Source organism: Atopobium fossor DSM 15642, from assembly GCF_000483125.1.
Lineage (GTDB): Bacteria > Actinomycetota > Coriobacteriia > Coriobacteriales > Atopobiaceae > Atopobium > Atopobium fossor.
On the sequence record NZ_KI519553.1, the window covers coordinates 424,033 to 446,158 of the forward strand.

The 22,126-nt window shown below is 44.3% G+C and carries 21 protein-coding genes; 11 read left to right on the plus strand and 10 right to left on the minus strand.

The annotated features are described in order from the left end of the window. Positions 1 to 134: 134 nt before the first annotated feature. A complete protein-coding gene (locus G469_RS0104740) occupies positions 135 to 1,895 on the plus strand; it encodes a 1-deoxy-D-xylulose-5-phosphate synthase (RefSeq protein ID WP_028264071.1) in 1,761 nt (586 codons plus the stop codon). Positions 1,896 to 2,007: 112 nt separating this feature from the next. On the opposite strand, the gene G469_RS0104745 is transcribed toward G469_RS0104740, so the two are convergent. The 3 genes from G469_RS0104745 to G469_RS0104755 all read right to left on the minus strand — a co-directional run bounded on the left by G469_RS0104745 (position 2,008) and on the right by G469_RS0104755 (position 4,318). Then, positions 2,008 to 2,838 carry a MetQ/NlpA family ABC transporter substrate-binding protein gene (locus tag G469_RS0104745; protein WP_028264072.1) on the minus strand — a complete coding sequence of 277 codons (831 nt, stop codon included), beginning with the start codon at positions 2,836 to 2,838 and terminating at the stop codon, positions 2,008 to 2,010. A gap of 66 nt (positions 2,839 to 2,904) precedes the next feature. Next, entirely contained in the window at positions 2,905 to 3,579 is a 675-nt protein-coding gene (locus tag G469_RS0104750; RefSeq protein WP_028264073.1) for a methionine ABC transporter permease, read from the minus strand. Further along, positions 3,572 to 4,318: a methionine ABC transporter ATP-binding protein gene (locus G469_RS0104755; RefSeq protein ID WP_028264074.1), complete on the minus strand. Its 747-nt coding sequence runs from the start codon at positions 4,316 to 4,318 to the stop codon at positions 3,572 to 3,574. The genes G469_RS0104750 and G469_RS0104755 overlap by 8 nt, the downstream gene beginning before the upstream one ends. A gap of 616 nt (positions 4,319 to 4,934) precedes the next feature. On the opposite strand from G469_RS0104755, the gene thrS reads away from it, so the two are divergent. From thrS to G469_RS0104770, 3 genes are all read left to right on the plus strand, one after another. Next, positions 4,935 to 6,698: a threonine--tRNA ligase gene (gene thrS, locus G469_RS0104760; protein ID WP_028264075.1), complete on the plus strand. Its 1,764-nt coding sequence runs from the start codon at positions 4,935 to 4,937 to the stop codon at positions 6,696 to 6,698. A gap of 134 nt (positions 6,699 to 6,832) precedes the next feature. Then, complete coding sequence (locus G469_RS0104765) at positions 6,833 to 7,381, plus strand: PLP-dependent transferase (RefSeq protein WP_169726178.1); 549 nt, start codon at positions 6,833 to 6,835, stop codon at positions 7,379 to 7,381. A 16-nt stretch (positions 7,382 to 7,397) separates the two neighbouring features. After that, entirely contained in the window at positions 7,398 to 7,898 is a 501-nt protein-coding gene (locus G469_RS0104770) for a hypothetical protein (RefSeq protein WP_028264077.1), read from the plus strand. Between the two features lie 44 nt (positions 7,899 to 7,942). On the opposite strand, the gene G469_RS0104775 is transcribed toward G469_RS0104770, so the two are convergent. The 3 genes from G469_RS0104775 to G469_RS08400 all read right to left on the minus strand — a co-directional run bounded on the left by G469_RS0104775 (position 7,943) and on the right by G469_RS08400 (position 11,338). Beyond that, on the minus strand, positions 7,943 to 9,298 hold the full coding sequence (locus G469_RS0104775; protein WP_028264078.1) for an ATP-binding protein: 1,356 nt from the start codon (positions 9,296 to 9,298) through the stop codon (positions 7,943 to 7,945). 164 nt (positions 9,299 to 9,462) lie between these two features. After that, positions 9,463 to 9,732 (minus strand): hypothetical protein, encoded by a 270-nt coding sequence (locus tag G469_RS0104780; RefSeq protein WP_051353768.1) that lies wholly within the window; start codon positions 9,730 to 9,732, stop codon positions 9,463 to 9,465. Between the two features lie 733 nt (positions 9,733 to 10,465). Next, on the minus strand, positions 10,466 to 11,338 hold the full coding sequence (locus G469_RS08400) for a hypothetical protein (RefSeq protein ID WP_051353769.1): 873 nt from the start codon (positions 11,336 to 11,338) through the stop codon (positions 10,466 to 10,468). 222 nt (positions 11,339 to 11,560) lie between these two features. Here G469_RS08400 and G469_RS0104795 point away from each other — a divergent pair, with 222 nt between their 5' ends. From G469_RS0104795 to G469_RS0104810, 4 genes are all read left to right on the plus strand, one after another. After that, a complete protein-coding gene (locus G469_RS0104795; RefSeq protein ID WP_156908408.1) occupies positions 11,561 to 12,778 on the plus strand; it encodes an MFS transporter in 1,218 nt (405 codons plus the stop codon). Between the two features lie 183 nt (positions 12,779 to 12,961). Next, on the plus strand, positions 12,962 to 15,580 hold the full coding sequence (gene adhE / locus G469_RS0104800) for a bifunctional acetaldehyde-CoA/alcohol dehydrogenase (RefSeq protein WP_028264082.1): 2,619 nt from the start codon (positions 12,962 to 12,964) through the stop codon (positions 15,578 to 15,580). A gap of 54 nt (positions 15,581 to 15,634) precedes the next feature. After that, complete coding sequence (locus G469_RS0104805) at positions 15,635 to 16,393, plus strand: aminoglycoside phosphotransferase family protein (protein ID WP_028264083.1); 759 nt, start codon at positions 15,635 to 15,637, stop codon at positions 16,391 to 16,393. Between the two features lie 154 nt (positions 16,394 to 16,547). Then, entirely contained in the window at positions 16,548 to 17,141 is a 594-nt protein-coding gene (locus G469_RS0104810; RefSeq protein ID WP_028264084.1) for a hypothetical protein, read from the plus strand. A 111-nt stretch (positions 17,142 to 17,252) separates the two neighbouring features. On the opposite strand, the gene G469_RS0104815 is transcribed toward G469_RS0104810, so the two are convergent. From G469_RS0104815 to G469_RS0104830, 4 genes are all read right to left on the minus strand, one after another. Next, a complete protein-coding gene (locus G469_RS0104815) occupies positions 17,253 to 17,744 on the minus strand; it encodes a dihydrofolate reductase (protein ID WP_028264085.1) in 492 nt (163 codons plus the stop codon). Positions 17,745 to 17,746: 2 nt separating this feature from the next. Continuing rightward, positions 17,747 to 18,595, minus strand: coding sequence for a thymidylate synthase (gene thyA / locus G469_RS0104820; protein WP_028264086.1), 849 nt, complete (start codon positions 18,593 to 18,595; stop codon positions 17,747 to 17,749). Between the two features lie 48 nt (positions 18,596 to 18,643). Further along, complete coding sequence (locus tag G469_RS0104825) at positions 18,644 to 19,000, minus strand: hypothetical protein (RefSeq protein ID WP_028264087.1); 357 nt, start codon at positions 18,998 to 19,000, stop codon at positions 18,644 to 18,646. A gap of 78 nt (positions 19,001 to 19,078) precedes the next feature. After that, entirely contained in the window at positions 19,079 to 19,492 is a 414-nt protein-coding gene (locus tag G469_RS0104830) for a (deoxy)nucleoside triphosphate pyrophosphohydrolase (RefSeq protein WP_028264088.1), read from the minus strand. A 103-nt stretch (positions 19,493 to 19,595) separates the two neighbouring features. On the opposite strand from G469_RS0104830, the gene G469_RS0104835 reads away from it, so the two are divergent. The 3 genes from G469_RS0104835 to G469_RS08410 are packed head-to-tail and all read left to right on the plus strand — an operon-like array spanning position 19,596 to position 22,105. After that, on the plus strand, positions 19,596 to 20,390 hold the full coding sequence (locus tag G469_RS0104835; RefSeq protein ID WP_028264089.1) for a metallophosphoesterase family protein: 795 nt from the start codon (positions 19,596 to 19,598) through the stop codon (positions 20,388 to 20,390). Beyond that, positions 20,353 to 20,907 (plus strand): DNA-deoxyinosine glycosylase, encoded by a 555-nt coding sequence (locus G469_RS08405; RefSeq protein ID WP_245579121.1) that lies wholly within the window; start codon positions 20,353 to 20,355, stop codon positions 20,905 to 20,907. The genes G469_RS0104835 and G469_RS08405 overlap by 38 nt, the downstream gene beginning before the upstream one ends. Next, positions 20,900 to 22,105, plus strand: a complete 1,206-nt coding sequence (locus tag G469_RS08410; RefSeq protein ID WP_051353770.1) for an SGNH/GDSL hydrolase family protein — start codon at positions 20,900 to 20,902, stop codon at positions 22,103 to 22,105. Before G469_RS08405 ends, G469_RS08410 begins: the two co-directional genes overlap by 8 nt. Positions 22,106 to 22,126: the final 21 nt, after the last annotated feature.

A 22,126-nucleotide genomic window follows, 5' to 3' on the forward strand; every position in this document is an offset into this window, starting at 1 on the left:
TTAGGTATACAACGTTGTTTTACAGTTTTACTGTTACATCTTTGTGATTGTTGCATGAGAGCGTATATGTGCGGGAAAACTAGCTACTGGTTTTGCCTGTATGATGCTACAACTCGAAAGGTGGACATGTTCACATGATTATTGAAAACATTCATGGTCCCCAAGACGTAAAGGATCTTCCTCAAGAAGATTTGCCTGCATTGGCAGAGGAGATTCGTTCCGCTTTGCTTTTGCGTGCGAGTGTACATGGCGGTCACTTTGGTCCCAATTTTGGCTTTGTCGAGGCAACTATTGCACTACATCGTATTTTTAATTCTCCTGTCGATAAGATCGTGTATGACGTATCGCATCAAACATATCCCCATAAGATGATTACTGGTCGTGCACAGGCATATCTCGATCCAGATCACTATGATGATGTGTCTGGTTATACTAACCCTGCAGAATCTGAACATGACTTCTTTGAGGTGGGCCATACCTCAACTTCCATTGCTCTAGCACTTGGTTTGGCTAAGGCTCGTGACCTTGCTGGTGGTAAGGAAAATATCGTTGCGGTTATTGGCGATGGTTCTCTGTCTGGTGGTGAGGCGCTAGAAGGTCTTGATATAGCAGGCGAACTCAACTCTAACTTCATCATTGTGTTTAATGACAATCAGATGTCTATTGCAGAAAATCACGGTGGCATGTATGACGAATTTGCGCGCTTGCGCGAGTCGCATGGTACCGATGGACATAATTTGTTCCGTGCTATGGGCTTGGACTACATCTATGTAGAGGATGGTAACAATATTGACTGTCTTCTCGAGATTTTTGAGACGGTCCATAATATTGATCATCCCATTGTAGTGCACCTTAATACTAAAAAAGGTAAGGGCTACGGTCCTGCAGAGGCAGATCCAGAGCATTGGCACTGGGCGAGCCCATTTAATGTGGTGACGGGTGAGCAGCGCAGCTTTAGCGGAGAAAGCTACGGTGCACTTATGGGTGAGCACTTGGAAAAGCTTGCGCAGTTTGACAAGAAATTGCTCATTGTTTCTTCTGCTGTACCTGGCATGATTGCCATGAACCCCGAGCGTCGTCAGCGTATGGGCCTTCAATATTTGGATGTGGGCATTGCAGAGGAAGCTGCAGCTGCAATTATTTCTGGTGCAGCAAAAGGCGGCGCCCATCCTGTGTGGGCAAGTTCTGCCACTTTTATCCAGCGTGCCTATGATCAGATGTTCCAAGACATTAGCATTAATGGTAATGCTGCTACGATTCTTGCAGGCAATGGCTCTGTTTTTGGTGGTAACGATGTCACACACTGTGATTTAAGTTCCATTGCTATGGTCTCTAGCATTCCTGGCATGAAGCATTTGGCACCCTCTAATTTTGAGGAGTATGTTGCCATGGTAGATTGGTCCATCAAACAGGATGCTGAGCCTGTATACATCAGCGTACCTGCTGGTCCTGTGGTTCATGCCCCAGAAGGTCATCGTGTGCGCACAGACTACTCCGAGCTATCTTGGGAGTTGGTACACGAGGGTTCCAAGGTGGCAGTTATTGCACTTGGTGATTTCTTTGGTATTGGACAAAAGACTATCGAGAAGTTCGCAGCAGCTGGTATTGATGCCACGTTGGTAAAGCCTTTGTTTGCATCGGGCTTGGACAAAGCAACGCTTGACGCTTTGGCCCAAACACATGATGTAATTCTCACCATCGAAGACGGTATTGCAGATGGCGGCTTTGGTCAACGTGTTGCTGCTTATTTGGGGGCCGATACTTCCACTAAGGTTTTGGTTCGCGGTTTTAAGCGCAGGTTCTATGATCGTTTTAAAGCTTCTGACCTACTTGAAGAAGCTCGCATTACCCCAGAAAAACTTACAGAGGATGTTATGGCTGTTCTTGAGAACTAGGAAAGCTGTTTCTTATACAACAGCGTATAACATGACGGAGCACTATGACAAAACCGGTACCCCTCTTATAGGGGCACCGGTTTTTTGTACAGGAAGGAACTATAGATAAAATTTAAAATGCAGGTAAGACATCCTTGTCGTATGTCTTACTTAAATAGGTCTTGAAATCATCGGAGGTTAGTACCTCAACAAGCGCCTTGATGCGCTCATCATCTTTGTTGGAAGGCGTTGTAACAATGTAGTTGGCATACTGTTCAACTGCTTTACCATCGGACTTTTCTACAGCTTGTGCATCTGCAACGTGAAAGCCTGCTTCAATGGCATAGTTGCCATTAATAACAGCAAAGTCAACATCCTGAAGCTGGCGAGCAACAGCTGCTGCTTCTACCTCTACAAACTTGATGTTATGAGGGTTATCTGCCACGTCTACAGGAGTTGCTTCTAGGTTGTTGGGATCTTTGAGTGTAATAAGACCTTCCTGAGCCAGCAGCAAAAAGGCACGACCTTCGTTGGTGGGATCGTTGGGAACAGCAATCTGAGCACCATTGGCAATATTTTTAAGGTCCTTAGACTTCCCAGCAAAAATACCCATGGGTTCATAGTGAATAGCAGCAACACCTACGAGGTCTGTACCATTTTGTTTGTTGTAGTTGTTGAGATAGTTAATGTGTTGGAAGTAATTGGCATCTACCTCACCGGAGCTAGTTACCTGATTAGGAATAATGTAATCCGTATACTCCTTAACCGTAAGCTCAATGTCTTTTTTGGCAAGCTTATCCTTGGCAAACTTGGTGAGAATTTCTGCGTGGGGAGAAGGACTTGCAGCAATGGTGAGCGTCTTGGCATTGGCACCAGCATTGGGTGTGTTACCTCCACAAGCACTCAGAGCTCCAGTGGCAATAAGGGCAGTGGCAGAGGCAATAAAGGTACGACGAGAAATCATGGTGTTACTCCTAAAGATATTTAAACTTTGGTCAGTTACTTACTAAATGGGTATACACAAAAACATTTACTTGCGATGATCAATTGTATTGGCAATAAAATTGCAGCTCGATTGAATGATTTGTACAAGCACAATCATCAGAACAACGGTTACAAACATAACGTTATCTTCGTAGCGGTAATAACCGTAGCGAATGGCAATGTCACCTAGACCACCAGCACCAACTGCGCCGGCAATAGCGGTGTAGCCTAACACGGCAATAAGTGTGATGGAGATGCCGCGCACAATGGAGGGCAGGGCTTCGGGCAACAGGGCACTTACTACAATACGAGGAATCGATGCACCAAAGGAAATAGCTGCTTCAACAGCAGCAGGGTCAACTTCTGCCAAACTTTGTTCAATCATGCGCGCAACAAAAGGTGTGGTGGAAAGCACGAGGGGAGGAATAACTCCCAAAACGCCAGTGGTAGTGTTAACCAAAGCGCGTGTGGCGGGCATAACGGCAACCAGCAAGATAATAAACGGAATAGAGCGTCCCATATTAATTATCCAGCCAAGTACTGCATTAAGGATGCGGTGAGGTCTGAGGCCACCTGGCGCGGTTACCGTAAGTATTACACCCAAAGCCAGACCAAGTATGTAGGCAAGAGCTGTAGAAGCAAAGAGCATAATAAGAGTATCTATGATGCCAGAGCCAATAAGTCCGGCGTAGGCTTCAAGAAATGCACTGATGTTATTCATGCCAGTCCTCCACACCCAACAGCTGCTTGGTAATCTCGTGTGTGGGATGAGCAAATACTTGTTCTACACTGCCTTTCTCGACAAGCTCACCGTGGCTTAAAACCGCCACATTGTTGCAAGCTTCACGAACAACGTCCATGGAGTGCGTAATGATAATAACGGTCACACCAGTTTCTTTATTGATAGTCTTGAGAAGCTCTAAGATAGAAGCAGTAGAAGCGGGATCGAGCGCACTGGTTGCCTCGTCACATAAGATGTATTCCGGATTGCAGGCAAGTGCTCGTGCAATGGCTACACGTTGCTGCTGACCACCAGAAAGCTGAGCCGGGTAGACCTCTGCTTTTGAGGAAAGTCCAACGCGCGCAAGGAGGTTTTCTGCAATCTGCCTGTCTTGAGGACTTACGGTACCTTTGCTTGCCAAGAAGGGAAAATATACGTTGTCCAACACCGTTTTTTGGGAAAGTAAGCCAAATCCTTGAAAAATCATAGCAACACGGTGGCGGTACTCGCGCAATGCGCGCCCTTCCAGATTACAAATTTCTACACCATCTACCTCAATAGAGCCAGAGGTTGGACGCTCCAATAAATTAAGGCAACGTACTAGCGTAGACTTGCCAGCACCACTAATGCCAATAATGCCAAAGATATCCCCCTTGTTGATGTCCAAAGAAACATCCTTAAGTGCATGTACATCAGAGGCACCTTCAAAGGTTTTAACGAGGTGAGAAATACGAATCATGTACTGAGCTGCTTTCAGAGATAGCAAGCGTGTAGAACAAACAAAAGAGCGTTGCTCCACACCTATGTGTGCAGCAACTTATCAATAACGCCCAAACACCGAGCTTTCGCTCAAAACGATAAGGTGCTTGGGCTTAAGCATCTGCATTGGAGCAAGCATTTGGGGAGAATATGTCGTAAAAGTTTTCATGGGAACTACTATAGAGTGGTGGAGAAGCATACACAACCATCAACGTAGTAGTAATTTATGCCAACAGGTTATCTGTTTTATCGATAATAAATATAAGTATGCTTTGTAAACACTGATTAAACTTAGCTATAAGGCTGCAAAATACCTCCCGTATGTGGTAAACCTGTATATACGCAAAAGGAAGGTTTTCTTGTTATGTATTGTTACAGGCTTTGGTCTGCAAACAGCACTCAAACTCAGACTATGTAGGCGTCTGTCTCCTACAACGGCAACGACTGCCCTGGACAGGCGCCCTATAGCTCGCTCTCACGCTTGGGTCGTGGTGAGCGTTTTTTTGTAGTGCAACATCGTCTTACGACAGTGCACAAAAGATATGTGTTCTAGGTCGTGGGTTTGAAAATAACATCGATTCAAGAAGGATATGCTCATGAAAGCATTATTTAACGATGGTCATGTAGCCGAGATTAGCGAGGATGAAGAGCTTCATGTACTGCGTCATTCCGCTTCCCATATTTTGGCGATGGCAGTAAAGCGTTTATATCCCGAGGCAGATTTTGGTTATGGTCCTGCTACAGACAATGGTTTTTATTACGATATTGATTTACCAGAGGGCGTAAAAATTTCTGAGGATGATTTTCCTGCAATCGAGGCAGAGATGCGCAAGATTTGCAAGGAAAACCTCAAGTTTGAAACCTATGAGCTGCCTCGCCAAGAGGCTATTGCTCATATGCAGGAGCGCGGCGAGAAGTACAAGGTAGAACACATTGATGATTTGCCACAGGATGCGCGCATCACTTTTTACAAGCAAGGTGAATACGTAGATATGTGCGTGGGTCCCCACATCATGTATACCAAGGCACTTAAGGCATTTAAGTTAACTGGTGTTTCTGGTGCATATTGGAAGGGCGATAAGGACAACAAGATGCTTACGCGCATTAACGGCGTAGCATTTCGCTCTAAGGAAGAGCTTGTCCAGTATGAGGAGCTTTTAGCGGAGGCCGAGAAGCGCGATCACCGTAAGATTGGTCGCGAGATGGACCTATTTATGATGTCCGAAGCTGGTCCTGGTTTCCCGTTTTGGTTGCCCAATGGTATGCGCGTGCGCAATGCTCTTATGCAGTACTGGCAGGAGATGCAAGATACATACGGCTACGAGCAGGTTCAAACGCCAATCATTCTGTCTCGCAGCCTGTGGGAAACCTCTGGTCACTGGGATCACTACAAAGACAATATGTACACCACCACCATTGATGATGAAGAGTTTGCTATCAAGCCTATGAACTGTCCTGGTGCCTGTTTGGTGTACAAGAATCGCCCTCGCAGTTACCGTGATTTACCCTTGAAGCTTGCGGAGGCTGGTCTTGATCATCGTCATGAGCTTAAGGGTGCCCTGCACGGTTTGTTCCGTGTACGTGAATTTACACAGGATGATGCTCATCTCTTTATTATGCCTGATCAAATTACCGAGCAGGTAATGGACACGGCTCATCTTATTACCACCTACTATGCTCAGTTTGGCTTCCCGTATCGCATTGAGCTTTCTACCCGTCCCGAGGACTCTATGGGCTCAGATGAGGATTGGGAGCGTGCCGAGCAGGGCTTGCGTGATGCTTTGGACTCCATGGGTGCTGAGTATATTGTAAATGAGGGCGATGGTGCCTTTTACGGCCCCAAGATTGACTTCCATCTGCAGGATTGTCTCAGCCGTACTTGGCAGTGCGGTACCATTCAGCTGGACTTCCAGCTTCCCGAGCGCTTTGAGCTTGAGTACACCGCTTCCGATGGTTCCAAGCAGCGCCCCATTATGATTCACCGTGCTGGTTTTGGTTCTTTTGAGCGCTTTATTGGTATGCTCATCGAGCAGTATGCTGGCAAGTTCCCAACCTGGTTGTCCCCGCTACAAGTTAAGGTGCTTCCCGTTTCCGAGAAGACCCGCGAATATGCCAATGAGGTTGCCTCTAAACTCCGTGCTGCTGGTGTGCGCGTTAAGGTAGACAATCGTGACGAGAAGATTGGCTATAAAATTCGCGAAGCTCGTTCCATCGATCGCGTTCCTTATATGCTCATTTTGGGCGAGAAGGAAGTCGAGGCCGGCAATATCTCTGTTCGTGACCGCTCTAATGAAACACACCAAACGTCGGTGGAGGAGTTTGTTGCTTCTATCATTAAGGAAATTTCTGAACGTAGCTAAGCCTCAACGTTGAGATGTGCGCTTAGGTGTTTGTACAGGTAAGGATGTAGTTGAACCACTTTTGTGCTTACATATCGGCTTTACCAGCAATAACGCAATTTCTGCAAGCTCCTCATCTGTGCAGTTGCACAGCTTTGGGGGGCTTGCCTCTTTATTGTGCAGATGCACGTAGCGATATTGCCGTGGTTCACAAGCAAGGCAAACTTGCTTTGTATGACCTACGCGAGTTGGGTTTTGGGGCTTTAACGGGTGTGCCTGTTGCGCGTTTAGGGGCAGATATAATAATTGTTGCTACCGATGTTCCCAAGCAGTTTATTGTGTTGTTGTCAGGGGAGGGCTTAAACCTGTGCGGGCAATTAGAAGCTACGGGCGCTGTGCGTTTATCGACAGATGAACTAGAAAACTACCAAAAATTGGCTCGTACGCAATGGCGTAAGCTCAGCGATGTTGCAAGCATAGTTGCTTCGTACTTGCAGGCACATCCCAAAATTGCAGAGGTACGCTGGCCTGGTTTGAAGACAGATTCTTCATTCAAAATTGCAGCTCAGACACTCGAAGGTGGTTTTGGAGCGCGCATTGATTGGCGAGTAAAAAACTCTAGTCAGTGGCATTCGTACTTTGCTCAAGCACAAGATTGGCAAGTGCAAGTGCTTGAATTTGAGTGTAAGCTCAAAACTTTGTAAGAGGGGTAGGGCACACATGGTTCTTAAATGTTCCAAACGAATGAATCTCGTGTTGTTTGTACTTACCTTGTTGGGCTTTTTGCTGCCCTTTGGAATTCTTTCTATGGGACAAACCTTTAATCTTTTTGATGCTACGGATTTAGCTGCTGCTGTTATTGCCATAATTTGGATACCCATCCTTATTTTTCTTATGTGGTTTAATCTCTTTTGTTCAGGGCGAGCAGTTGAAATTCATAAAGATGGGTCTGTGAAAGTCTTTGCACCCTCTCAAAATGGGCATCCTATGATAAATCTTACGTACACGGTTAAAGACATTCAAAAGGTCTCGGTAAAAAAATTACCGTTTCTTACTGTGTATCTTATTTCAATTACCACAACTAACCCTACATACTACATAGATGCGCGCGAAGATGGAGATATACGAATGCTTAAATGCGCGACACGCGGGGTACTTGTGAACAAATGCATGATGGAGTCTTTTACTGACTGGATGTATTATTTTGGCATCAGTGTATAAAAAATTAGGTTGATTCCAATCTGAGTGTAATCGCAATCCATAGCTTACAAACACATAGTCATGTAAAGTGGTAGATATGTCAGATTGCCCTCACGAGCGAGATTTTTTGTATACACTATAAAACGCTCATTAATCTTCGTGTCGTACTTTTCAATAAAGTAATCGAACGACTTGTGACTTTTGTATCCAGATGATTTAACCTCAATAGGACAGATACGCTTGCCGCGAACGATTAGGAAGTCAACCTCGTAGGTGTTCTCTTTCGTCGCCTCAGTAGGACAGTAGGTGAACCTGTGAAAATAGAGTCTATGTCCGTTCGCAGCAAGGGCTTGTGCAACGGCGTTTTCTACCAACATACCCTCATTTATGCCAAGCCGATCCGTGACAAGTGCCCTGTACAGCTCATCGCCCGCCTGAGGGTCACCCCGCATCACTTGGGTTATGAGTAAACCGGTATCGCATAAATACACTTTGAGATCATCTCGGTTCTCATACAGACCGAGTGCCACTTCAGGTGCGGTTACGTTACAGCACATATTAACCATCATCGACTCACGGAGAAAGGCCATCGACCTCGCTAAGCTTCTTGCCCGTGCCGCCTTGCTAACGGTCGCAAACTGAAAGTGTGAGTTGTGGTGTGAGAGCTGGCTTGGGATGGACTTAAAGAGCTCTGCAACACGCTCTTTGGTATCTTCATCGTGCTTGCCCAGGTCTTCCTCGTAAAGGTCAAGAATCGTTCGCTTAATCCTGTCGATGCCAGTAAAGTTATCGCCCTGAACAAGCAGTTCCACTGCCTGTGGCATACCACCAACTGCCATATAGGTGCGAAAGTCGCGCATAATACGGCGATGAATAGCGTCTGGTAGAGGCTTACGTGATTCAAACGCATCCCAGATTGCCGGTATACTTACCTTGTCGTCCATAGCCCAGAGAAATTCCTCGAAATCCATAGGATACATCTTGATTCGCTCCTCTTCCGAAGGAATGAGGATATCCTTAACGTTTTTATGGATTGAAATAAGTGACCCAGTCTCGATGTAGTGGTAGCGCCCATCCTTCACGAGAGCCTTGATAGCTTGACGGGCTGGCGGATATAGTTGAACCTCATCAAATATGATGACAGAATCACCTATGGGCAGACTCTTTCCCTTCAACAGAAACAAATTCCTAAAGAAAGCATCAAGGTTGTCTATATTGCTGAAGTTGTCGCGCACGTCAGTTCCCTCAAGCGAGAAGTCAATGAGCAGATAATCGGTATAATTCTCTTGGGCAAAGCGCTCCGCGACGGTACTTTTTCCGATGCGTCGTGCTCCTTCAATTAAAAGCGCTGTTCGACCGTCCGAGACCCTTTTCCATTCTGCAAGTTTGTCGTAAGCTTTTCTTCTGAAAAAATCGGTCATCGCTTCTCCTTTATCGAAATCGATAAATGTTTATAGCGATTATTGCACGAAATCAATGAATGTTAAAATCGATTGTTTCACGATATCGATAAATGTTTAGGAAAAACACGATTTTTTAGTATCATCCAATTGTGCTCATGGTCGAGAAGAAGAAAGAAGAACGGTTACTTCTTCTTTCTTAAGCCAAAGATTATGAAAAGCGTAGCAATAATGAACTGCAAGACAGATGCAGGAATAATACCAAAGGCGTCATAGAAAAACGACATTATGCGTGGAATAGTAAAGGAGCTGCCTAGATCTCCACTCATGTACAGAGTAAAGATGAGCACTGCACCCGCCAGCCAGATAAAACCTATGAAGGCCAAAAACCAGTCACGCTTGCCTTCTTTTTCTGGGGAGTTTTGTTCTATTTGCTGGTTGTCTAAAGGTTCCATCTCGGCTCCTTATCGAGACAGGTGCATGTATCTTCATGACCACTTAAACGATATAAAAAATATATCAGAGAAAGAAAAAATCAATATCAGGCTTGCATATCATTCTTTCGAGACACATTGCTTTGCTGCCGCTTTGTAGCCATCACTGTTGTGCCCTACGGTTTCACTTAGATGCGAAAAGCTTCCAAGTTCACCACAGCATCCACGGTAGTATTGAGGAACTCTATGTTGTGAGACACAATAAAGATGATATTATCAGCGTGAGAAGCTCCTTTAATAAGGCGAGAAATGCTCAACATGTTCTCATAATTCATACCAAAAGTCGGTTCGTCAAAGTAGATGAAACGAGAACTTTTAAGGAGTGTGGCCGCGATAACCACGCGCTGCTTGCCCCGGAAAACCAACAGAAAGAGATGGAATAAAAATGCCGTTTTGCAACGGGCCTAAACCACGTGTACACCTTTCCAAAGAGCGGAAGACTATCCCGTCTTTCCATCTCGCCTTTGGGCCCCATAGCCAAAATAGCGCCTCTCTGAAATCAGCAACCTACAAGTGTTTCTCCGTCACTTGCAAACGTAAGAGCTCCGATAAGGTTCGAGTGATATTTGGTGTAATAGACTGCCATTTCTCGCATCTCCGCAGAGAGCATTCTGTCAAGTACTTTTTTGATTTATTGACACTTTTTTGTTAGACATTTTCAATGTTCTTTAGCAAAAATATTTCATCTTCGTATTCATAAAAACCCATTGTCTCGTGCAATTTCACTTGAAATTTCAAATGAGGTCATATTCTTATTCCAGTCATAATTGATATATGAATAATATTCGTTCCAAAACAGATGATTGCTTCCGGTTGACCACTTTATCCCATAGTGCAGTTCCGTTATATCTTTTGGGTTGTCTGGAGCAAGCCAAAGTTTATTTCCGAATGCTTTTTTCACTTCCTCAGACTCAATCGGCGCAATCAAATCTAATCCGTTAAGTTTACAACTGATAGAATTTGCTCGTAATGCTTTTATACTGTCTTCATTAAGTTCAATATGAACAACTTTACAGTCTTCAAGAATAATGTCCTTATCATCATTACCATAAAGCCAAACAGATCCTATAACAACACCGCCCTTTGCGAATAGATATGGAGAATACTCAACAGCTGCATCATTACGCCGAAAACCTTTTTCTACATAAACACTTCTATCTGCAGAATATTTCTTAAAACTCCCTGAAGAAATCAATTCGTTATAGTCTGCATGAGAATTCTCATTTTTATTTATATAAATATCGAATCCGTTATCTATCAATTCTTTAGCCGTTGTATGTGCCAGCTTAATTTCCGTATTATTGACGGTAAAGACTGGCGCTTTTGTTGGAATGCCGACTATCATTCCTATGATGAAAAGATAAAGCAAAGTTACTATAGCGAACATCAGCACAGCTACTGAGCCACCACGCTTTATAACTATATTAAGTGCAATAACAAGGAGAGCAAGGATAAAACTTCCCACAGAAATAAAGTCAATTCCGTATCCTGTAAAATACCTTATAGTTCCCATCAAGCTGGTAATCAGTACAGCTCCACCACTAAGGCTAATCTCCAACCAGGACATTTTGCGTGTCTTGGCTTTCTTCAGCTCCCATTCTCCGTAATTCTTTTTATAGTAACGAATGTGTGGTGAAGGATGTAGAGTACAGACGATTAGCAATAAAGAACTTAGTTTTCTTGAATGTCCAGAATACCTTGATTTGTGTGAAATGCTCGATTTTTATTTACTAAAGGAATATGCGTAGTGGAGAAAATTAAAAGCGAAAGATGCATAGTCGTTCTCTATATGCTGTTTGTTTTCCTTTCTAACTTCACCACAATTTTGTATTTTTTAACGTTCTATCTTTCCCAAGTGGGATTTAGTGTTGCTACAGTTTCTTTGGGTATTTTAGTCTATCAAGTTTGCAGGCTCATTCTTGAGGTTCCCAGTGGATTAATAAGTGATCGATTTGGGCATCGTTTTGTTGGTTTGTTGGGTCTTAGTTTTATGGCCTTATACTACATTTTGCTTCTTAACGAGCAAAACTTCGTGCTTTTAGTGGCAACTTTTATTTCTAAAGGTATAGGCGTGGCCTGCTTAAGCGGATCGTTTGAAGCAATCTATATTGCACACGTTAATGAGAAAAAACTTGTGCAGTACAATTCCATTGAGAATGCAATTTTTTATGTTTCATATGGTATTACTGCACTATTAGGTGGCATTTTTGCTCAAGCAACTCTTTTTAACATTGGCATTACAGTAGATTTAATTGCGGTGGTTCTAAGTTTTGGTGTAGGTCTTGCATTTCCCGTTAATGATGCTTTGTCCGTAAAGCCTTGCGGTAATAATCAAGCTATGCAAGCTGAAATAGCTATAGCAACCAATAAAACGTCTCATGATAGTTTTGCAAACAGGGATATTTCTTTTATGGGACTTCTTCAGCACATAAAAGTAAATCATATCTTATGTTGTCTTTTGCTCATGGATTTTGCTCAAGCTGTTTTCTTTGTTGGATTTGAAGACTTTTATTCAGTGGTACTCAAACAAAACGGATTGGGAGCAAATTTGGCAGGAATAAGTCTTGTTGTTCAACTTATAGTTTCTGCATTGATTGGTTTGTTTGTTCCTCATATTGTAACTTTTATGAGCGAGCGCAAATTACTTGCAGGTGGATATGTGGGTCGTTTGCTTTGCATGTCTTTGTTCTTCATGCCCTTTGTAGCTCCAATAGTTCTGCCTATTGTATACATCTTTGAATCTGTCTTCTCATGTTTTTGCGCTCCAATTAAGCGTATGATTTTCCAGCGTAATTTGGCTGAGGGATATCGTGCTGCGGTACTTTCTGCTCAAAGTCAATCTGTTGCACTTGGTGCTATTTGTTTTTCGGGTTTAAACGCATTACTTTCTTCTTTAATTGGCTTGCAAGGTGTTCTTATTCTTACATTGGTGCTTGGCTTTGGTGTTATTTACGGGGGATGTATTTGGTATCTAGAAAAACAGGTACCAAAAGACATATTGAACTAATGACCCTAAAATCATGGTCAACTTTGGGGTAAATTGACTAGCATACACTAGTCAACCTGCAGGTAGATGGCATAATTTATTATAAAAAAGAGCAAAAGTCCAACTTTTCGGTAAGCGTATTTTGTATCATTAAGAAGACAGCAAAAAGCTTAAGTAAGTCACTGGATACCCTGGAGGTAAAACATGGCTAAAGCACTGCCGCCTATTGATAGCGTAGATGCGCTTACCGAGCGACTCGCGTCTATGCGTAAGGCGCAAGCGGAGTTTGCAAAGTTTTCTCAAGAACAAGTAGATAAGATTTTTTACGAGGCATCTCTTGCTGCAAACAAAGCTCGTATTCCTCTAGCTAAGCTTGCGGTAGAGGAAACTGGCATGGGCATTGTGGAAGACAAGGTTATTAAGAACCATTATGCCTCCGAGTATATTTACAACAAATATAAGGACATGAAAACCTGCGGCGTCATTGAGGATGATCCTGCCTATGGTTACAAGAAGGTAGCAGAGCCTCTGGGTGTTGTAGCTGCTGTTATTCCTACTACCAACCCAACCTCTACGGCAATTTTTAAGGCGCTTATCTGCCTTAAGACGCGCAATGCTATCCTAATTTCTCCGCACCCTCGCGCTAAGGGCTGCACCATTGCCGCCGCCAAGATTGTGCGCGAAGCAGCAGAGAAGGCCGGTGCACCTAAGGGCATTATCGACTGGATTGATGTTCCTTCTTTGGAGCTTACCAACACTCTTATGAGCTCTGCGGACATGATTTTGGCAACCGGTGGTCCTGGTATGGTTGCTGCGGCTTACTCTTCTGGTAAGCCTGCTTTGGGCGTAGGACCTGGCAATACCCCCGCTATTATCGATAGCACGGCAGATATTAAGCTAGCTGTTAATTCCATCATCCATTCCAAAACCTTTGATAACGGTATGATTTGTGCTTCTGAGCAATCCGTTACTATTTTGGAGGATGTATACAACGAGGCAAAGGCTGAGTTTGAGCGTCGTGGCTGCTACTTCCTTAAGGGAGACGAGCTGGATAAGGTTCGTAAGACCGTTATTATCAACGGCGGTGTTAATGCCAAGATTGTTGGTCAGTCTGCGTATACCATTGCTCAGATTGCTGGCGTAGAGGTACCTAAGTCCACCAAGATTCTTATTGGTGAGGTAAGCTCCGTTGATCCTTCTGAGGAAATGGCACACGAGAAGTTGTCTCCTGTTTTGGGCATGTATAAGGCCAAGAACTTTGATGATGCTCTTGCCAAGGCAGAGCGTTTGGTTGCAGACGGCGGCTATGGTCACACCTCCTCTTTGTATGTAAACGTTAATGAAGCCGAGAAGCTCGAGAAGCACCGCAACGCTATGAAGACCTGCCGTATTTTGGTTAATACGCCATCTTCTCAGGGTGGTATCGGTGATTTGTATAACTTTATGATGGCTCCTTCGCTTACGCTGGGCTGTGGCTCCTGGGGCGGTAACTCCGTTTCTGGCAATGTAGGCCCTCAGCACTTGCTTAACATCAAGTCCGTTGCAGAGAGGCGTGAGAACATGCTGTGGCTTCGTACCCCCGAGAAGGTTTACTTCAAGAAGGGCTGCATGCCCGTTGCTTTGCAAGAACTCAAGGATGTATATGGCAAGAAGCGCTGCTTCATTGTTACCGACCAGTTTTTGTACAAGAGTGGCTTTACCAAGAAGGTAGAAGAGTCTCTGGATGCTATGGGTATTGTTCACTCAAGCTTCTGGTCTATCTCTCCTGATCCTAAACTTCAGGATGCCCTGAAGGGTCTTGAGCTACTCAAGGCATTTGAACCCGATTGCATCATTGCCATTGGCGGCGGTTCTGCTATGGACGCAGGCAAGATCATGTGGTCTATGTACGAGAACCCCGAGGAGAACTTTGAGGATATGTCCATGGACTTCATGGATATTCGTAAGCGTGTGTATCAGTTCCCTAAGATGGGCAAAAAAGCCTTTTTTGTGGCTATTCCAACAAGTTCCGGCACTGGTTCTGAGGTAACACCTTTTGCCATCATTACGGACGCAGATACTGGTGTAAAGTGGCCAATTACAGACTACGAGCTCATGCCCAATATGGCAATTGTGGATACAGACAATATGATGAGCCAGCCTAAGGGCCTAACTGCTGCATCTGGCGTAGACGTTTTGACTCACTGTCTTGAGGCTTTTGTTTCTGTTATGGCATCTGATTACACAGATGGTATGGCTTTGCGTGGCATGAAGCTTGTCTTTGAATATCTTGGTCGCGCTTACGATAACCCCAACGATGTTGAGGCTCGTGATCACATGGCTAATGCATCTTGCTTAGGTGGTCTTGCCTTTGCAAATGCCTTCTTGGGTGTTAACCACTCCATGGCTCACAAGTTGGGTGCATTCCATCATATTCCTCACGGCTTGGCAAATGCTGTGCTTCTGCCTCGTGTTATGCGTTACAACTCTGCCGAGCGTCCCACCAAGATGGGCACCTTCCCTCAGTATGATCATCCCAAGACACTTGCTCGCTATGCCGAGGCTGCGCGCTTCTGCGGTGTAACTGGCAAGGATGACCAGGAAGTCTTTGAGAAGTTTATCAAGAAGATTTACGACCTGTTTGATCATGTAGGTGTTAAGCGCACTATTGCTGAGTACAATGTAGACGAGAAGTACTTCCTCGATACCTTGGATGATATGGCAGAACAGGCCTTTAACGATCAGTGCACTGGTGCTAATCCTCGCTATCCTTTGATTTCTGAGATTACCAGTTTGTATCAGGATGCATATTATGGTCGTGAGGCTTCTACCTACGAGGACTAATTCGAGCTCATAAGGTTTGGATACTAGACATTTTTGGATTAAGGATGTGCCGCTATGGAACTCTCTAACAACAAGCAAGAGATTGTTCGTCGTGGTAATAAGGTTGTATGGGATTGTGGCGATACGGTTGTTAAGTCATTTAACAGCAGTAAGCCCGCTTCTGATGTACTCAATGAGGCGCTTAACCTTACTCGTGTATACGAGGCGGGTGTGAAGGCTCCTAAGCTTCTTGAAGTGTCTGAGCTTGGCGAAGGCTGGGCTATGAAGACCGTTCGTGAGCAGGGGACCATGTTGTCTGAGCTTATGGCTCAAAACCCTACAAAGCTTGCTGAGTATATAAGTAACTTTGTTGGTCTTCAACTTGATATCCAAAGCCATTCTGCTCCCTTACTTCCTCGTCAGAGGGATAAGTTTGCCCGTATGATTAACTCTTTATCCAACATTAGTGCTACTACGCGCTATGACCTTCTTATGCGCTTGGATGGCATGAAGGTGGAAGAGAAGATCTGTCACGGTGACTTTAATCCCACTAATGTATTGGTGCAGGAAGATGGCGGCTGTGTTGTGCTGGACTGGGCTCATGCTACACAGGGCACCCCTGCTGCAGATGTGGCTATGACCTACATGCTTTTCTCGTTTGATGATCAAAAGCTTGCAGACACCTATTTGGAAATGTACTGCGACCGTGCAGATTTGGCAAAGCAGGTTGTGTATCGCTGGCTTCCTATTGTTGCTGCAGCAGAACTTGCACGTGGTCATAAGGAACACGAGAAAGCTCTGCTCTCTTGGATTGATGTAGCAGACTGGCAGTAAGCTTTCAGAAATATGAACTTGTTGCGTTTACGTTTTATATAGCACGTTGAACGGAGTCGTTTGTAACACGGCTCCGTTTTTTAGATACCTGAATGGTAAAATTTGTTTAATAAGCCAACGGCTTGTCACTACACCTTCGTAATGAGGAGATGCTATGCGTAAGACCAGTGCTTTGTTGAAGACCGCCTTAGCCTTTGTGCTTGCACTTGGGGTTGTGGGCGGTTTAACTGCCTGCAAAGGCAATACAGACGCAGACAAGAAAGAAATCAGTACTGTCATTAGTAAGACCTACGATGATGCTATGGCTTTTGATGAAACCATAGTGAATGAGATTCTTGCAGAGGCTCAGTTTGAGGATATGTCTGAGCTGGGCGTAGATGGTAAAGATATTCTTGCTGCAGTTTTTAAGAATTTTAAGTACAACATTGTTGATGTCAATGTTAATGGTGATAAAGCCATTGCCACCGTTCATGTTTCTAATATTGATCTCACGGTTGCTTTAAGCAAATTCCAAGATGCTTTTATTCAGTGGGCACAAACAGAAGAGGGCATGAAAGCTTTTATGGGCGAAGACGCTAGTGCTATTGGTGCTGGTGTAAAGAGTGCTTTGGATACTGGTTTTGGTGATTCTAGTCTTGAGACCAAGGAAGGCGATGTTACCATCAATATGGTTAAGAAGGATGGTAAGTGGGAGCCTGTAAATCGTGTTGAGCTGTATGACAGCATGGTTATTGGTTTTGAGGGATAATCAAACACTGCTTCTTTAGATAAAACTAAAAAATGTCGTCCATGTACTTCTGTGCAGGGACGACATTTTTTGTAACTCATTTTTGTTTATATGTGGTTACCTATGTGTAGCTTATACCTGTTTATAGGTCACAAAACGAAAAGAGATATCTGAGGGAGTATTAAATTTCTCTGAACTTGCCGTAATCATCCAGTGGGGATCTTCATCAAGATTAGGGAAGTAGGCGTCTGCGGGAACAATTATGTCATGCATGGTTACTATGACTTCATCACAGTATCTGAGCAATTGCTCATAGACACTCATGCCGCCAATGCACCACACCTTATCAGGGTTATCAGTAGACGCTGCCGTAAGTGCCTCAGAGACACTGTGAACTACCTCTGCACCCTTGCAAGACCAATTTGTATCATGGGTGAGGACAATATTGCGTCTCTTTGGCAGGGGATTGGCGCCTGGAAAGCTTTCCAAGGTGGTGCGCCCCATAATAACGGTGCCGTCTTTGGTGTGTTGCACAAAATGTTGCATATCTGCTTTGTTAGAAATGAGCAGATTTCCCTTACAACCAATAGCCCAATTACTAGTAACAGCTACGATAGCGCGCATAATTACACCGCAATAGGAATGTTTTTGACTTGTGGACCGTGTTGGTAATTCTCGATAATTAAATCGTCAGTGGTGAAGTCATAAAAATTGGAGACCTCAGGGTTAAGACGAACTGTTGGTGCGGGATAGGTGGGCCGGGCGATGAGCTCCTTAATAATATCTACGTGACGATCATAAATATGGGCATCACTAATAACATGAACAAGTTCACCAGCAATCATACCAACGGATTGAGCAACCATCATAAGAAGAATAGAGTACTGGCATACATTCCAGTTGTTAGCTGCCAAAATATCTTGACTGCGTTGCATAAGGAGCATATTGAGTGTAGGTTTATCATCACCTGCATGTTGCGTTACGTTGTATGTAACTGAATATGCGCAGGGATAAAGGTTCATCTCAGACAGGTCTGCAAAGGTGTACATGTTGGTCATAATGCGGCGAGAATATGGAGTGTGTCTAAGGTCATAGAGCACCTTGTCCATCTGGTCCATATCACCTTGGGGATAGTGGCTTTTTTGGGCAATCTGGTAGCCGTAGGCCTTACCAATAGTGCCATCTTCGTTAGCCCATTCATCCCAAATATGGGAATTAAGATCATTAATATTATTTGATTTGCGCTGGTAAATCCATAAAATTTCGTCCATAGCACTCTTAAGAGCGGTTCGACGCAAAGTCAAGGCAGGAAATTCCTTACGTAAGTCATATCGATTGCATACACCAAACTGTTTAATGGTGTAGGCAGGCATACCATCTTCCCAATGAGGACGTACAAGCTGACCTTCTGTGGTGGTGCCGTTTTGTATGATGTCAGAGCACATAGAGATAAACAGAGTATCTGCTTTACTCACACAAGTCTCCTTCTTCGTTGTAAATGCTAGATGCTATAAGAGCATCGCTTAAGACAGCTGGTAGGAAGTGGTGCTTATATCGCTGTCATCCAAGAAATTCTCGATAGTCTTACGGTCCAAATAGCTGTGATTACTATCATCGCTCGAAAGGCGCTCTTTATTCATTTCTTCGTTAAAGTAGGCAATGTCTTCTTTAGTGAGGTTGCTACCAAGATATTGAATGTGAAAGGCAATAGCATCGGCCAATTGGAGAGCTCCAAACCAAAGAATTACCGCAACTGCAACAAAAACAATGTAGACCGTTGGGCCTGCTGGGTTTTTTGCATTGGAGGTAGTGGCGCTTGCGGACTCAACTACCTGATCTTCTGTATCTTGAAACTGAGGTGTATTTGGTTGCTCGGTCATGACTAGTATCCTTATGCCCGTGACTGATAGGTATCTTATTTGGTCTATTATACGTGGCTTTGTGGCGGGTCTCTATTTTTACAAATGCTCTGCCCAGAATAATTGCTCCCACATAACACCAAGCCCACGAACAAGTTCGGTATCTGCGGCAAGCCACTTTACATCCATAAGTTCATTGCGAGAAAGCCAACGCAGTTCAGAGTGTACACGAGGCAAAGGTGTTTGGTCTGCTGTAAGTTGGCTGATAAAAACATCCATATGTAGGTGAAAATCTGGATAATCATATTCCACGGTGTCGTAGTAGAACATAGGACCAAGCTCAACATTAAGCTCTTCTTTGATTTCACGTAGACAGGTTTGCTCGGGCTTCTCATGAGGTTCTACTTTACCTCCGGGAAACTCCCAGCCATTCATGTGGTTATCGGAGCGTTTGCATGCTAAAATTGCGTCCCCTTTGTGGATAATAGCTGTACAAACATGAACAGTTTTCATATATCCTCCTGCGTTTTTCTCTATACAAGACTAACAGAACAGGGGCATTGTGGTAGTCTTTTTCATACCGATTTATGTTTATGCAGGATAGGCGGGTAGTGCGATGGCAACATATGTCTTGAGTGACATTCATGGTCGTTTGGCCCCGCTTGACCGGGTGCTCAATCGTATTTCTGCGTCTGAGGATGACATATTCTTTGTTTTAGGTGATATGGTTGATCGTGGTCCACATCCTGTAGGCGTTATGCAGCTTGTACGTACACTTCCGCACGTGCAGGTACTTATGGGTAATCATGAACGCCTTATGTTGGATGCTCTATATTTTCCTGACGATAATACCGCTGCATATAACTGGGGTATGAATGGTGGAGAAACCACTCGTAGTGAGCTTGCTGCTATGGAGCTTGATCCACGTATTGAGATTGTGGAATGGGCAGCCAATTTGCCCCTCTATGCTCATACATCTGTAGCTGGGCAACTATACTTTTTTGCTCATGCGGGTATTCGTACAGGTACTGTTGCAGTTCCTCACAACTGGACAAACGAGTCTATTGAGGCATACTTACATGCCCAAAATCCCGATGATTTACTGTGGATACGTGAGGATTTTTGGGGCACCAAAACTCATCTTGCCGATAGTGATGGACTAACACCTCGCATTGTAGCAGGTCATACGCCTACGCCTATTGCATACAGTTTGGTAGATATTGCTGCAAACCAGCCCGTTACACCAGAAGGTCGTGCGCTTATGTTGGCTTGTGGAGACACAAATTCTCAGCTTGCAGATCGCTTTGCAATTGATTGTGCTTGTGCTGCAGGTTCGGAAATGGGGCAGGTGTTTGTGTGGCGCTTAGACGATAATGAGCAATTTTACGAAGCCGTACAAGATGGAGAGTAGGCTTGTTCAGTCGTTTGACCCTATCATCGACGCCCAGTGTCGCGTGCTTATTTTAGGCACAATTCCCAGCCCAAAATCGCGCGAAGTGCATATGAATTATGGTAATCCACGTAACCGATTTTGGCCGGTTATGGCTCGCTTGTTTGATGAGCCTATTCCAACTTCAAATGACGAGAAAATCACGCTTATGTTACGCCATCACATAGCATTGTGGGATGTACTGAAAAGTTGTGACATTGTAGGTGCCCGTGATGCCTCCATTGCAAATCCCGTACCCAACGATATAAGCCGTGTACTTAGTATGGCGCCCATTCATACGGTGTTTTGTACTGGCTCTACAGCAGCACGTCTATATAAAAAGCTCTGTGAGTCTAGCTGTGGTTTATCTGCTATTACACTTCCGTCTACAAGCCCCGCCAATGCTCGGTGGAGCTTAGATGAGCTGGTTAAAGCCTATAAACCTGTAAAACAAGCCGCGTTATCTACCTCTGCTTTAGTAGGTGTTCATCGTGGATAGCAGTTGGATTTTTGCTTTTGCGCGTGATTTTTTGCATGGATGTCTTGCTTTTGAAGAGCGGGCAGATGGATGGGTTTGTCCGCAGCGATTTACAGATAACCAACGTGTTGTATTAGGAAGTTGTTTAGCTTGGCACCCTGGCCTATATAAACAGATGGCTACTTGTACTTCGGGGGCAACGCTTGAATTTGTGACTGATGCTACCTTGGTGGATATTGAACTCTCTTTTGGAGAAGAACCTGTGGGAACAGGGAATTCTCGTAAACTAACTGAGCAGTTTGCATGTCAAGAAGGGAAGGAAAGGCAAAGCACCCAGGTCTTTGATGGTGTTTCCCATGAGGTAAATGGTAAACATAAGGGTATGTTGTTTGTTGCTATGCAAGATGGACAAACAGCTCAAGTACATATTGCGTTACCTGAGTCAAAAACTACTGCGCCCACCCTGTTTGATATACACAAACTTACCCGTGTTCGCGTGTTTTTACCGGCATTGCGTTCTTGTGCAGTGCGTACGATTGCATGTAATGGTAGCGTGCTTAAACCGCTTGAGAAAAAAGACCAGCTACTTGTTTTAGGAGATTCTCTTACGCAGGGTTTTGTAAGTGGAGACCCAGCAAAAACATGGGCTCATCAGCTGGCGCATCACAAGAAGCTGGATGTGCTCAATCAGGGCATTGGGGGACAGGTGTTTTTACCTGAAACCTTGCAAGATTTTTCTGCACTGCCCGAATTTACGCCTCAGTCAATCGTGGTTGCTTTTGGCATTAATTATCGATATGAGCCTTGTACTGCACATCGTGTTTCAAAAGACATACATCGCTACTTTTCTGTACTACATGCCTTGTGGCCAGCAATATCAACATATGTACTTACACCTCTATGGCATCAGGTAGGCCCATATCCCACGCATAAACACAGCTGCTTTGACCAGATACCACAGCTTATTGAGCATGCAGTAGCAACTCATTCCAATATGACCTTAATTGATGGCACCACGCTCTTGGATGCTAACATATCGCTTTTGTCGGATGGGTTTGAACATCCCAATACGGCTGGTCATACACAGATTGCTGAGCGTTTGTTTGAGAGTATGCGTACTCAAAATCCTTCTTATAAGGTGCGAATATCTGCGTCTGAAAAGACTCAAAAACCAGTTGTGCTACCTGCACAAATAGAGCAAATGAACTTTGATTTTTAATAGTGTCCGAGCGCTGTTGTA

Coding starts and splice junctions, on each gene's coding strand:
- G469_RS0104815 (WP_028264085.1), bottom strand. CDS start 17,744: ATGCGCGCTATCGTAGCTGTTACTAGTAATTGGGCTATTGGTTGTAAG.
- G469_RS0104825 (WP_028264087.1), bottom strand. CDS start 19,000: ATGACCGAGCAACCAAATACACCTCAGTTTCAAGATACAGAAGATCAG.
- G469_RS0104750 (WP_028264073.1), bottom strand. CDS start 3,579: ATGAATAACATCAGTGCATTTCTTGAAGCCTACGCCGGACTTATTGGC.
- G469_RS0104770 (WP_028264077.1), top strand. CDS start 7,398: ATGGTTCTTAAATGTTCCAAACGAATGAATCTCGTGTTGTTTGTACTT.
- G469_RS0104780 (WP_051353768.1), bottom strand. CDS start 9,732: ATGGAACCTTTAGACAACCAGCAAATAGAACAAAACTCCCCAGAAAAA.
- G469_RS0104755 (WP_028264074.1), bottom strand. CDS start 4,318: ATGATTCGTATTTCTCACCTCGTTAAAACCTTTGAAGGTGCCTCTGAT.
- thrS (WP_028264075.1), top strand. CDS start 4,935: ATGAAAGCATTATTTAACGATGGTCATGTAGCCGAGATTAGCGAGGAT.
- G469_RS08405 (WP_245579121.1), top strand. CDS start 20,353: ATGAGCAATTTTACGAAGCCGTACAAGATGGAGAGTAGGCTTGTTCAG.
- G469_RS0104775 (WP_028264078.1), bottom strand. CDS start 9,298: ATGACCGATTTTTTCAGAAGAAAAGCTTACGACAAACTTGCAGAATGG.
- G469_RS0104805 (WP_028264083.1), top strand. CDS start 15,635: ATGGAACTCTCTAACAACAAGCAAGAGATTGTTCGTCGTGGTAATAAG.
- G469_RS0104830 (WP_028264088.1), bottom strand. CDS start 19,492: ATGAAAACTGTTCATGTTTGTACAGCTATTATCCACAAAGGGGACGCA.
- G469_RS0104795 (WP_156908408.1), top strand. CDS start 11,561: ATGCTGTTTGTTTTCCTTTCTAACTTCACCACAATTTTGTATTTTTTA.
- G469_RS0104745 (WP_028264072.1), bottom strand. CDS start 2,838: ATGATTTCTCGTCGTACCTTTATTGCCTCTGCCACTGCCCTTATTGCC.
- G469_RS08400 (WP_051353769.1), bottom strand. CDS start 11,338: ATGTCCTGGTTGGAGATTAGCCTTAGTGGTGGAGCTGTACTGATTACC.
- G469_RS0104810 (WP_028264084.1), top strand. CDS start 16,548: ATGCGTAAGACCAGTGCTTTGTTGAAGACCGCCTTAGCCTTTGTGCTT.
- G469_RS0104835 (WP_028264089.1), top strand. CDS start 19,596: ATGGCAACATATGTCTTGAGTGACATTCATGGTCGTTTGGCCCCGCTT.
- G469_RS0104740 (WP_028264071.1), top strand. CDS start 135: ATGATTATTGAAAACATTCATGGTCCCCAAGACGTAAAGGATCTTCCT.
- adhE (WP_028264082.1), top strand. CDS start 12,962: ATGGCTAAAGCACTGCCGCCTATTGATAGCGTAGATGCGCTTACCGAG.